This window comes from Rhizobium sp. T1470 (assembly GCF_042140505.1).
Classification (GTDB): Bacteria; Pseudomonadota; Alphaproteobacteria; order Rhizobiales; family Rhizobiaceae; genus Rhizobium; species Rhizobium favelukesii.
In genome coordinates this window covers 513,506-525,623 of record NZ_CP148091.1, presented here as the reverse complement: position 1 = coordinate 525,623, position 12,118 = coordinate 513,506, and the positions used below count along the sequence as shown (strand labels likewise).

The following is a 12,118-nucleotide window of genomic DNA, read 5'->3' as shown; positions in this document are numbered from 1 at the left end:
CCTCACCCATTGCCGATCAGAATGCCGGCACCGAGAACAAGGCTGCCGCCAACGACCACCTGCAGTGCGGCGCGCAGGAATGGCGTTTCCATGTACCTGTTCTGGATGAAGGCAATCGCCCAGAGCTCGAAGATCGCAATGACCACGGCCATCGTCGTTGCGGTCCAGAAATTCGGTATCAGGTAGGGCAGTGTATGACCGAGACCGCCAAGCGCGGTCATGACACCGCAGGCGATACCGCGTTTGATCGGGGAACCGCGGCCTGAAATCTTACCGTCGTCGTGCGCCGCTTCCGTGAAGCCCATCGAGATGCCGGCGCCCACGGATGCCGACATGCCGACAAGAAAGGTCTGCCAGGTGTCGTGAGTGGCAAAGGCGGCTGCGAAGATCGGGGCCAACGTCGACACCGAGCCGTCCATCAGGCCGGCAAGGCCGGGCTGCACATAGGTGAGCACCAGTTGGCGGCGAGCGGCGTGATCTTCCTCCGCCTTGACCTGCGCAGGCGTGTGCTTGTCGCCCAGGATGCGGGTAATGTCCTCGTGGCCCTGCTCCGCCAATGCGAGGTCACCGAGCAACTGTCGGGTCTGCGCATCCGTGACGCGCCGGGCCGCTTCGACATAGAAGCGATAGGCCTGCCGCTCCATCGCTTCGGCTTCGCTCCGGATCTTTTCCAGCGGAAGGCTGCGCCGCAGCCAGTCGGGCTTGCGTTCATAAAACCCTTGCACATGCTCTCGACGAATGAGCGTGATGCGCTCGCCGAACCGCTGGCGATAGATTGCAATCAGGGACTTGCGATGCGTGTCTTCGACCTCGGCCATCTCGTCGAAGACTTTCGCAGACGCGGGATAGTTGCTGCGCAACATGTCGGCGTAGGCGAGATAGATGCGCGCATCCTCCTCCTCGGACCCAATCGCGAGTGCGAGTATTTCCTGTTCGGACAAAGAATCGAACGAACGCTTGGATAACCTCAAAAGCTTGCGCAGCATGACAACCTCGATTTTAGAACCGTTCTAAAATAAGAGTCGCCGACGCTTCGGTCAAGTTTGCCAGGGCATGGAAGCGAGAGAGAATCAGTGGACGGTCACGACAAGTAAAATGACCTGCCATTCGCACGCGCTTGCCGCCCTTAACTGGCATCGGAATAGCGTGCACGTTACAGTCTATGCCTACGCCGAAAGTGTATGGCTGCAGGCTCAAAAACCACAGCAAAAGCAGGATGAAGTTTGCAACTATCAGGTTGCGATATTACAAAAGGCGGGCATAGTACTAGCGCATTTGATTGTATTATAAGGGAACACAGCAGTGCCAGATCCGGTAGATATTATTGTCGGCAGAAATGTACGGACACTCAGGGCCAAACGACGCATATCGCAGCTGGAACTGGGAGAGGCGCTGGGGCTGACTTTTCAACAGATTCAGAAATACGAGAAAGGCACCAATCGCGTATCTGCAAGCAAACTTCACCAGATCGCGGTCTTTCTCGGCGTGGATATTTCGGAGTTGTTCGAGGGGGCCAACCCGACTGACGGATTAGCGCGACCGGGGCTGAGTCCCGAAGCCTATGAGCTCGCCCTCCACTACGACAAGCTTCGCTCCACGGCGGGCAAGGAGGCCGTAAAAACCATCCTGTCGATCATGACCGGTGACAGCTACGCCGAGGCTTTGGGCTGAGTTCTGCAGTCAGTCAGTGCAGTTCGCACTCGTGAAGCGCGACAAGCAGATCGTCCTGTGTCTGATGGCCGGCATGATAGAGATCGATCGCGATGCTGGCGATGGAAAGTCCCTGCTGGCTGCGCAGCTTGATGTTGCGCTCGGCACACCAAGCATAGAGCGCGCCGGCAAGAACATCGACATCGTCAGACTGGAAAGACAAAGAAGTGGCTGCTGCCGTCATGGAAGTTGCCCTCGGTTTTTTGGTTGATCCCCGGGAAGATACTGGTGGCTTTGTGTATCTTTGCAAAGCGCCATTCACTGCCTGCGTTAACGCAAGGCAGAAGCGCGGGCGCGCTTGTTTCATTATGGAGCAGTCGGCGGGCGACGACGCTATTCCGATGCCTCCTTGAAGTCCATCGAGGCCGAACATGCCGCTATCGCATCCAGCATCTTCTCGAATCGCGGATGATCGCGCACCGAATCGAGGTCCGAATCATGCTTGAACCACAGGATGTGATAGCAAGACGACTGCGGCAGTAGCGCTTCCAGCAGGTCGAGCGCGGCGTCGCATTCGTTCAGCAGCGCATAGACGCACGCGATGTTGTATTGCGCAACAATGTCGTCTGGATCGATCATCTGGGCACGCTTAACCCATTCCTTTGCTCCTTCGGCGTCGCCCAGGTGAGCCAACGCAAGCGCTCCACGATGAGCGGGTCCCGAATTTTCCGGATGGCGCTCCAACGCCTGCTCGGCGCGCTCGATGCATACGCGCGCCCAATGCTCCCGTTCCTCCATCAGCCCAAGCGACCGACAGGCGCTCATCAGGTGGATCGGCGATAGATAGTCGTCGGGGCGTATCTCGGCTGCCCTGGTGAAAAAGGTGATCGCGCCCTCGAACTTGCCCTGCATGAAGAGGAAGCGTCCGTAATGGAAGTTGACCTCATAGAGATCGGGTTCCAAAGCGAGAGCCTTCTCGAACTCGACAAGCGCCTCCTCGTCTCGGCCGTCCTGGTGCAAGGCCAAGCCTCGCGAGGCATGTGCCTCCGCAAGGTTTGGATCGAGTGCGAGCGCCTTGGCGCTCAGGCTGAGAATCCCCTGCAGCGTATACTCACCGGCGTGCCAGTCGCGCAGCGCCGACTCGCAATCCGCCATGCCGGCAAAGGCACGCGCATATTCCGGATCCAGCGCGACCGCCGTTGCAAACATGCGCCGCGCCAGAAGCAGGTAAGGTCTTGTCCAGGTGTGGGAAAGCTGCCGGCCGCGCAGATAATAGGTATAGGCTTCGACATTGGATGTCGGTTCGGCTTCGATCGCTCGCCGCTCCTCGGGCAGCAGCTTGATCTTGAGTTGATCGACGATCGCGTGGGTGATCTCGTCCTGGATGGCAAAGATATCGGTCAGATCGCGGTCAAACCGATCGGCCCACAGGTGACCACCATTCCTCGCATCGATCAGCTGCCCGGTGATGCGGACACGCTGCCCGACCTTGCGCACGCTCCCCTCGAGAACGAAATCGACGCCAAGCTCGGCTGCGACCTGCTTCACCTGCACGGATTTGCCCTTGTAGGTGAAGGCGGTATTGCGCGCGACGACGTAAAGGTTCGAAACCTTGGAGAGATCGGTGATGATGTCTTCGGTGATGCCGTCCGAAAAATACTCCTGCTCGGCGTCGCCGCTCATGTTGGTGAAAGGCAGCACGGCAACGAGCTGCTTGTGCTTTTCCCTGGCAGCGGTCAACGCGGCCTTGTTCACCTTCAATGGCAATGCCCGCCGCGGGGAGATCGCATAGACCCGGACCGGCTCCTTGATGTTCTTGAGCCTGTGTTCACCGCGATCCTCGAAGGACAGGTCGAGCCGTGAACCGACATGGTCTCTGACCGAGGCGGAAACGGCAATGCCACCGGGTTCAGCCAGTGTTTCCAGTCGGGCGGCAACATTGACGCCATCCCCGAAGATATCGCCCTCCTCAACGATCACATCGCCCAGATGGATGCCGATGCGAAATTCGATGCGCTTGTCCTCCTCCAGGACCGACAGGTTTCGCTGAGCAGCTTCCCGCTGCACCTCATCGGCGCAGGCGACGGCATTCACGATACTGGAGAATTCGACCAGCATGCCATCGCCGGTCAGCTTGACGACGCGGCCGCGATGCTGCGCAATCTTCGGATTGAGAAGCTCCGTGCGGCAGTTTTTCACCGCGCTCAGGGTCCCGGATTCGTCTGAGCCCATCAATCGGCTGTAGCCGACGATGTCTGCTGCGAGGATGGCTGCGAGACGGCGTTCCAAGTGTCCCCCGGCGCTGCGATGTTGCTAGGCTCACCAATTTAACCTTTTATTATCTCAATGTCCCACCAATCATTTGGTTGATCCAGGATAATAAAGCGATTTTGAATGTGAACGTCGAGCCAGCGCAACAACCGTGTATAGTCGAGCCGGAACAGCAAATAACAAAGGCCCGGTTACAACAACCGGGCCTTTGCGACGTTTCATCGATGATTGATCAGTTCTCGAAGAATTCCTTCATTCGCGCGAAGAACCCGGTCGATTCCGGATTGTTCTCCTTCGAGGAAAGCTGCTCGAACTCCTGAAGAAGTTCACGTTGACGCTTCGTCAGTTTCTGCGGCGTCTCAATCTGGATCTGGATATAGAGGTCGCCCGTTTGCGGCGAACGCAGCACCGGCATACCCTTGCCCTTCAGGCGGAATTGCTTGCCAGCCTGCGTGCCCTCCGGCACCGTCACGCGTGACTTCGTGCCGTCGAGCGTCGCTACGTCAAAGGTACCGCCGAGAGCGGCCGTCGTCATCGAGATCGGGATCGTGCAGTAGAGGTCCGCGCCGTCACGCTGGTAGAATTCATGCGGCTTGACCGACAGAAAGATATAGAGATCACCCGCCGGACCGCCGCGCATGCCAGCTTCGCCTTCGCCCTGCAGGCGAATCCGCGTGCCGTCTTCGATGCCAGCCGGAATATTCACGGAGAGCGACCGCTCTTCGGTGACGCGGCCCTGGCCGTGGCACTTCGTGCAGGGATCGGGAATGATCGTACCGCGACCATGGCAGGTCGGGCATGTGCGCTCGATCGAGAAGAAGCCCTGTGCAGCACGCACGCGGCCCGAACCCTGGCAGGTGCCGCAGGTCTTCGGTTGCGTGCCGGGCTTTGCGCCCGAGCCGGAACAGACGTCGCAGGTAATCGATGTCGGAACCCGGATTTGCGCCGTCTTGCCGGAGAAGGACTCCTCCAGCGAAATTTCCATGTTGTAGCGAAGATCGGCGCCACGCTCGCGGCCGCCGGAAGAGCGCTGGCGCTGACGGCCGCCGCCCATCATCTCACCGAAGATATCCTCGAAAATGTCGGAGAATCCGCCGCCGCCAAAACCGCCACCACCGCCCATGCCTCCGTGTTCGAAGGCTGCGTGACCGTAACGGTCATAGGCCGCGCGCTTCTGCGGATCCTTGAGCATCTCGTAGGCTTCGTTGATCTCCTTGAACTTGCGCTCAGCGTCATGGTCGCCCGGATTCTTGTCCGGATGGTACTTCATGGCGAGTTTGCGGAAGGCGCTTTTCAGCTCTTTTTCGTCCGCCGTCTTGGCGACACTCAGCGTTTCGTAAAAATCGGCTTTTGCCATTAAGGATTAGACCCCGGAAATGGATTTCCGGCTGCCGCAAAGACAGCCGGAATGTCAGTTTCAAGCTTGACCGCTTCGCCTCGCTTAAGCGGACTTCTTGCGGTCGTCGTCCTTGACTTCTTCGTAGTCGGCATCGACGACATTGTCATCGCCGCCTTCCGCCGAAGCGTCGGCAGAGCCGGCTTCCGCCTGCTGGGCTTCATAGATCGCCTGACCGAGCTTCATGGAAACTTCCATGAGGGTCTGGGTCTTTGCCTTGATGTCTTCAGCATCCGGCTCGGTTGCTTCGACGGCAGACTTCAGAGCAGCGATCGCGTCGGAGATCGCAGTACGGTCGGCTTCAGAGACCTTGTCGCCGTAATCCTTCAGCGACTTTTCCGTGGAGTGAATCAGGCTTTCGGCCTGGTTCTTGGCTTCTACGCCTTCGCGACGCTTCTTGTCGGCTTCAGCATTGGCTTCGGCGTCCTTGACCATCTTCTCGATGTCGGCGTCGGAGAGACCACCCGAGGCCTGGATGCGGATCTGCTGTTCCTTGCCGGTGCCCTTGTCCTTGGCCGAAACCTGGACGATGCCGTTGGCGTCGATATCGAAGGTGACTTCGATCTGCGGAACGCCACGCGGTGCCGGCGGCAGGCCAACGAGGTCGAACTGGCCGAGCAGCTTGTTGTCGGCAGCCATTTCACGCTCGCCCTGCGAAACGCGGATGGTGACGGCCTGCTGGTTGTCGTCGGCGGTCGAGAAGGTCTGCGACTTCTTCGTCGGGATCGTGGTGTTACGCTCGATCAGACGCGTAAAGACGCCACCAAGGGTCTCGATACCGAGGGACAGCGGGGTTACGTCGAGAAGCAGAACGTCCTTGACGTCGCCCTGCAGAACACCGGCCTGGATGGCTGCGCCGAGTGCCACGACTTCGTCAGGGTTGACGCCCTTGTGGGGTTCCTTGCCGAACAGCTGCTTGACGACTTCCTGGACCTTCGGCATGCGGCTCATGCCGCCAACGAGAACGACTTCATCGATTTCAGCAGGCGTGACACCTGCATCCTTCAGAGCTGCCTTGCACGGTGCGATCGTACGCTGGACCAGATCATCAACCAAGCTTTCGAGCTTGGCGCGCGTCAGCTTCAGCGTCAGGTGTTTCGGGCCGGTCGCATCAGCCGTGATGAACGGCAGGTTGATTTCGGTCTGCTGGGCCGACGACAGTTCGATCTTCGCCTTTTCAGCAGCTTCCTTGAGGCGCTGCAGAGCAAGCTTGTCGCCCTTGAGGTCGATGCCGTTGTCCTTCTTGAACTCGGCAACGAGATATTCGACGAGACGCATGTCGAAGTCTTCACCGCCGAGGAAGGTATCGCCATTGGTCGACTTCACTTCGAAGACGCCGTCACCGATTTCGAGGATCGAGATATCGAAGGTACCGCCACCAAGATCGTAAACGGCAATCGTCTTGCCATCCTTCTTGTCGAGACCGTAGGCGAGTGCAGCCGCCGTCGGCTCGTTGATGATGCGCAGAACTTCGAGGCCAGCGATCTTTCCGGCATCCTTGGTTGCCTGGCGCTGTGCGTCGTTGAAGTATGCGGGAACGGTGATAACAGCCTTCTCGACCTTTTCACCGAGATAGGATTCGGCGGTTTCCTTCATCTTCTGAAGGATCATCGCGGAGATTTGTGCCGGAGAATAGGACTTGCTCTGGGCCTCGACCCATGCGTCGCCATTGTCGCCCTTGACGATATGGAAGGGGACGAGGCTCTTGTCCTTCTCAACGGTCGGATCCTCGTAGCGGCGGCCAATCAGGCGCTTTACTGCGAAGAGGGTGTTCGTGGGGTTGGTGACCGCCTGGCGCTTGGCCGGCTGGCCGACGAGGCGTTCGCCATCGTCAGAAAATGCCACCATGGAAGGGGTCGTACGCGCACCTTCCGCATTCTCAATGACCTTTGCGTCTTTGCCGTCCATGACCGCGACGCAGGAATTTGTCGTTCCGAGGTCGATACCAATTACTTTTGCCATGTCATTCTCTCCTTGAAGCAAGCTGTCGGAACCCCGAGAAGGCATTTCCCTGACAGCCCCTTACGGGATGGGTCTTTAAGATTAACGCAATCGTGATTGCGGTGATGCCGCGTATATAAGGAGCGGTTTTCGGGACTGCAAGGCGAGAACCAGCCAGAAAACCGGCAAAACAAGCGCCCAACAATTAATTTTGACGGGCATAGGACGATCGCGTTTTCCTGGCCAAAACTCGTTGACTATTGTCCCATAATCAGGTCGAGGAGAGTCGTCCGTCTCGGACGACCGCCCGGCGATGGTTCAGGCTCGCCAATATCGCCCGGCGGAAGCGCATCGCCGTCCCCGTAGCCACCATCCTGAGCGACATCGGCGGGAGGGATCGGGCCGCCATGGGTCGGGGCCATCGGCTGCCGTTTTGGCCGGTCGGGCGCCTGTGGATAACGCCCGCTCACATCGGCCGATTCGCCAAAGACACCAGAAAGGATGCTGCCAATCGTCGTCGGCTCCTCAAGCGGCGGCGCCACACCGGGCTCGGCAGACGCCACCGGCTGATCGCCGAAGCCAGAATTGGCCGGGTCTGCCATAAACTGCCCGTTGCCGAACAGCGGTGCCGGCGACAGACCTTTGTGGGCTGCGACCATGAACTCCTGCCATGCCTTGGCCGGCAGCCCGCCGCCTGTCACCTTCTTCATCGGCTTGCCATCGTCATTGCCGAACCACACGCCGGTGGTCAGGTTGCTGGTGAAGCCAACGAACAGCGCGTCGCGGGAATTCTGGGTGGTGCCGGTCTTGCCGGCTGCCTGCCAACCGGAAAGCTTGGCACTTTTTCCCGTTCCCTGGTTGATGACGCCCATCATCATCGTATTCATGTTGGCGGCAATGGCTTCCGACAGCACACGGGGCGGGTTGTCGTAGGTGTTCTCATACAGCACCTTGCTGCCGTCAGCCGTCGTCACGCGCCGGATCACGTGCGGCGTTGCCTTATAGCCGCCGTTCATGAACGCTGCATAGGCGCCTGTGAGCTCGGTCAACGACACTTCCGACGTGCCGAGCGCAATAGAGGCATTGGGCTGCAGTTCCGATTCGATGCCGAGACGGTGTGCCAGCTTGATGACCTGGTCCGGCCCATCATACATGACGAGCTGGGCGGCGACGGTGTTCAGCGACTTTGCAAGGGCCGTCGCAAGTGTCACTTCGCCATTATACTTCTTCTCGTAGTTCTCGGGCGTCCAATCGCCGATGCGGATCGGCGCGTCATTGAATACGGAGAACGGCGTCAGGCCCTTTTCCAGCGCCGCCGCATACACGAAAGGCTTGAAGGATGAACCCGGCTGCCGCTTGGCCGTGACCGCACGATTGAACTGGCTGTCGGCATAGTCCCTGCCGCCGACGAGCGCGCGGATAGCGCCGGTCCCGTCGAGTGAGACCAACGCAGCCTGCGAGGCGTCGAGCTTGGCACCATCCTTGCCCAACACGTCGTTCAGCGACTGCTCGGCCCGCTTCTCCAGCGTCTTGTCGATCGTCGTATCGACGACGATGTCCTCCTTGACGTCGCCAATCAGGCCGGGCAGCTGGTCCATGACCATATCCGCCACATAGTGCCCGGCGCCCGACCAATAGCGCTTCGCCTTGGCCGGCGTTTGCGACATCGCGGTCTTCACTTCGTCATCGGTGATGTAGCCCTGATCCCGCATCGTCTGCAGCACGACCTGCGCACGGGCGTTCGCCGCTTGCGGATCGCGCGCCGGCGAAAGGCGCGACGGCGCCTTAACAAGGCCAGCTAGCAGAGCGGCTTCGCCAAGGTTCACATCACGTGCGGACTTGTTGAAGTAGCGGCGCGAGGCAGCTTCGACGCCATAGGCGTTCGATCCGAAAAAGACGCGATTAAGATACATGGCAAGGATCTGATCCTTGGTATATTTCTGCTCGAGCCAAAGCGCGAGCAGGACTTCCTGCACCTTGCGCTCGAGCGTGCGGTCCGGTGACAGGAAGAGGTTCTTTGCAAGCTGCTGCGTCAGCGTCGAGCCGCCCTGGACCATGTGCCCGGTCGTCAGGTTGGTGACGAAGGCGCGTGCGAGGCCAAGCGGGTCGACGCCGAAATGCGAATAGAAGCGGCGGTCTTCGATGGCCACGATCGCTTCGGGAATGTATGGCGACATGTCTTCGAGCGCGATCGCTTCGCCGCCTGTCGTGCCGCGATTGGCGATGACGCTGCCATCGACCGCAGTGATCTTGACGTTCGGGGGGCGCTCGGGAATGGCCCAGGTGCTGGCGCTTGGCATGCGCGATCCGTAGTAGACGACGAGGCCGGTAATGCCGATGCCGGCCCAGATGCCAAAAACGATACACCAGTAGACAATACGACGGATGAAGCCGAAGAAGCTTCCACCTTCGCGTTCCCCGCGGCCGCGCTTGCGTCTCTCGGGCTGCCGTGTGCGAGACGATTTTGGAGCCACCCGCTTGCTCGAGCGTCCACGCACCACACGGTCGTCGGCATCGAGCGAGAAATCGTCATCATCGTCGCGGTCGTCGCGGCCGCTGAAAGACGGTTCGATCCTGTCGCGTGATTTGCCTCCGCCCGCCATCTAGTACCCGGTGCACCCCATCTTCGCTCTAAGCTGCAACATCGCAGAAACCGCGTTTTGCCAAACGGTTCTCCAGTCGGTTGAACTTTAAATGCGGCGATTTAAGGGGTGGTTAAGACGTGGTTAGAACGGGGCCAACGATTGCCCCAACAATGTCAAATTTGGTTCAGCCCCCGTTCACCCAACGAGCTCTCTAATCCACGTGCAAGGGACTTGCATAACAGAGGTGCAGAGATGCGTATGAGAATGATTGCAGCCGCGATCGCCATTTGTGGATTTGGTGTTTCCGCGGCTGAAGCGATGCCGGTCGCGCCGGTAAACGGTGCTGCGGCCGAGAATACGGTGCTTGTCGATTATGCTTGCGGTCGCGGCTATCATCTCACTCGGTGGGGAAATTGCCGACCGAACTGGAACCGGCCGCCGCCGCCGCGCTACGGATGGCGCGACGACCGCCGCTATGGATGGCGCGGTCCCCCGCCCCGCTATGGTTGGCGCTATGAGAGATCCTACGGATGGGATCGTGGACGTGACGGCGATTGGCGCTGATAAAGATAAGCAAAGCCCGGCGCCCACTCGGCCCGGGCTTTGCTTCATTTAGCTTATCAAGCCACGCTTTTATGGCATAGCTGCCATTCGTTGCTACCGTCACAAATCTGACATATAGCACGTCGAATTGCGCCTAGGATTAGCGCAGAGCGCGCAGATGTAGGCATTTATGAGCATCGACATTAGCAATATCGAAGAATTCAAGCTGCGCGAAGTCTGGAGCGTGCATGAGTTTGCGCGCCGCTACCGGCTGACAAAGATGGAAGAAAGCCGCCTGAAGATGCTGCACGGCCCGTTCGCAGAGATGCGCGAGCTGCTCGTCTATCGGCAGAACTCCGTTTCTCTCTGGTAGCAGGGAACTATTAGCGAACTAGTGAATTAATTCCGTAGCGAAACACGCCCTACACGTTTCGCTACGGGTCGGCCGTCTCCCCTCAAACGTGCCGATCGCGATCAGGCCCGGCGTCTCTCCCAGAGCGCCGGGCCTTCTCATGTCGGCTGCAAGAAGGGCGGCCTTGCAACCGCCCGGATTCATCACTGTTGGTTGCCGCAGGCCGGATCACCCGGCTGGCAAGGAGGCGGCCCACGACCGCCATCGCCGCGGCGACGCTGATTTGCGTCATCGTTTCGCTGCGGCGGTCGCTGGAAGTCCCGACGATTGTCATTGGGCCGTCCCTGAAAATCCTGACGGCCGGGGCCGCGGTCGAAATCTGGCTGCCGAGCAGGTGATAAGCCTTGCTCCGGGCGACGGTCCGGCCTGCGGCTTCCGTCGGGCCTGCGATCCGGGCCGCGACCGAAGTCCGGCCGCGGGTCGGGTCCCCGGTCAAAATCAGGCCGTGGGCGACCGGGTGCAGGATTTCGGTCGAATTCCGGGGGGCGTACTGGGCGAACGACAGCCGGCGGGCGATCATAGACGGGGTTACGGCGCCAACGATCGCGGTCGCGATAGAAATCGCGATTGCGGTAGTTGCGATCCCAGTAGTTTCCGACGCTGAAGACCACGGTCGGAATTCCGAGGGGGCGGTAGTATTCTGGCCCGACGTAGACGCGCCGGCTCTGATAGAGTGCCTGGACATAGCGACCGGCGACCCAGCCACGACCGCCATGGAATTCCACATCGCACCACGGCACATCCGCGAGGCAACCATGGATCTCTACCGATTCGCCGGCGGGAATCACAGTTACGGCGGGATATTGCGTGCTCGGTCCGGCGCGCATGTTGACGTTGGCTGTCGCAAATCCCTCGGCTGCCTCAGCAATCGCCGGTGCGAGTAAAAGCGCGGCCGCCGCGGCGGCCTGCATCAGTATGGACTTCACGTTTCAACTCCTTTGACGACGCAGGCAACCGTGCTGCCCGCGTTTTCCGAAAGGGTGCCAGCGTATCTCGCGCATGGTTTAGGCATTCGCCGCCTCGCGCCGATCTCACCTCAATCACCTTTTTCTTTCAATGATTTGTAGTTCGCTCGGATGAACCCGAGTTGAACGAGAGAAAGCCTCGAAATGCATTGCCCTACTTGAAATACGGCCGCCGCATTGCGACATGATGGCCAACATATTGCAGCTGATGGAAAGCTGTGCGCGCAAGCAACGTTGCCGCTTCCATCGATCTGGCCGTGGCTGCCGTTAACCAATCGTTAACCTTTCCAGATCACCTTGGCTGCAACATTCGCTTCCCCCTTGACCACGGATGTACTGGCATCGAAGTGGAGCG

The 12,118-nt window shown here is 59.5% G+C and carries 10 protein-coding genes; 3 read left to right on the top strand and 7 right to left on the bottom strand.

Annotation, left to right across the window (positions count from 1 at the left end):
• Nucleotides 1-2 precede the first annotated feature (2 nt).
• Nucleotides 3-986 (bottom strand): iron exporter MbfA, encoded by a 984-nt coding sequence (mbfA, locus tag WGT02_RS02560; protein ID WP_208249232.1) that lies wholly within the window; start codon nucleotides 984-986, stop codon nucleotides 3-5.
• A gap of 316 nt (nucleotides 987-1,302) precedes the next feature.
• On the opposite strand from mbfA, the gene WGT02_RS02555 reads away from it, so the two are divergent.
• Nucleotides 1,303-1,671, top strand: a complete 369-nt coding sequence (locus WGT02_RS02555; RefSeq protein WP_024313484.1) for a helix-turn-helix domain-containing protein — start codon at nucleotides 1,303-1,305, stop codon at nucleotides 1,669-1,671.
• 13 nt (nucleotides 1,672-1,684) lie between these two features.
• Here the strand turns inward: WGT02_RS02555 and WGT02_RS02550 are convergent, their stop codons facing one another.
• The 5 genes from WGT02_RS02550 to WGT02_RS02530 form a co-directional block, all read right to left on the bottom strand.
• The gene (locus WGT02_RS02550) at nucleotides 1,685-1,894 is read right to left on the bottom strand and encodes a hypothetical protein (protein WP_024313483.1); all 210 of its coding nucleotides are present in this window, start codon (nucleotides 1,892-1,894) and stop codon (nucleotides 1,685-1,687) included.
• Between the two features lie 149 nt (nucleotides 1,895-2,043).
• Nucleotides 2,044-3,882 carry a TPR end-of-group domain-containing protein gene (locus WGT02_RS02545; protein WP_339151146.1) on the bottom strand — a complete coding sequence of 613 codons (1,839 nt, stop codon included), beginning with the start codon at nucleotides 3,880-3,882 and terminating at the stop codon, nucleotides 2,044-2,046.
• A 271-nt stretch (nucleotides 3,883-4,153) separates the two neighbouring features.
• Nucleotides 4,154-5,278 carry a molecular chaperone DnaJ gene (dnaJ, locus tag WGT02_RS02540; RefSeq protein WP_208249236.1) on the bottom strand — a complete coding sequence of 375 codons (1,125 nt, stop codon included), beginning with the start codon at nucleotides 5,276-5,278 and terminating at the stop codon, nucleotides 4,154-4,156.
• Nucleotides 5,279-5,362: 84 nt separating this feature from the next.
• On the bottom strand, nucleotides 5,363-7,279 hold the full coding sequence (gene dnaK, locus WGT02_RS02535; RefSeq protein ID WP_024313480.1) for a molecular chaperone DnaK: 1,917 nt from the start codon (nucleotides 7,277-7,279) through the stop codon (nucleotides 5,363-5,365).
• Nucleotides 7,280-7,515: 236 nt separating this feature from the next.
• Nucleotides 7,516-9,861 carry a transglycosylase domain-containing protein gene (locus WGT02_RS02530; protein ID WP_024313479.1) on the bottom strand — a complete coding sequence of 782 codons (2,346 nt, stop codon included), beginning with the start codon at nucleotides 9,859-9,861 and terminating at the stop codon, nucleotides 7,516-7,518.
• Nucleotides 9,862-10,095: 234 nt separating this feature from the next.
• On the opposite strand from WGT02_RS02530, the gene WGT02_RS02525 reads away from it, so the two are divergent.
• Together WGT02_RS02525 and WGT02_RS02520 are read left to right on the top strand one after the other, a co-directional pair.
• Entirely contained in the window at nucleotides 10,096-10,407 is a 312-nt protein-coding gene (locus WGT02_RS02525) for a GCG_CRPN prefix-to-repeats domain-containing protein (RefSeq protein ID WP_024313478.1), read from the top strand.
• A 169-nt stretch (nucleotides 10,408-10,576) separates the two neighbouring features.
• Nucleotides 10,577-10,759: a hypothetical protein gene (locus tag WGT02_RS02520; RefSeq protein ID WP_024313477.1), complete on the top strand. Its 183-nt coding sequence runs from the start codon at nucleotides 10,577-10,579 to the stop codon at nucleotides 10,757-10,759.
• A gap of 182 nt (nucleotides 10,760-10,941) precedes the next feature.
• On the opposite strand, the gene WGT02_RS02515 is transcribed toward WGT02_RS02520, so the two are convergent.
• Nucleotides 10,942-11,724, bottom strand: coding sequence for an SH3 domain-containing protein (locus tag WGT02_RS02515; protein WP_208249238.1), 783 nt, complete (start codon nucleotides 11,722-11,724; stop codon nucleotides 10,942-10,944).
• Nucleotides 11,725-12,118 lie beyond the last annotated feature (394 nt).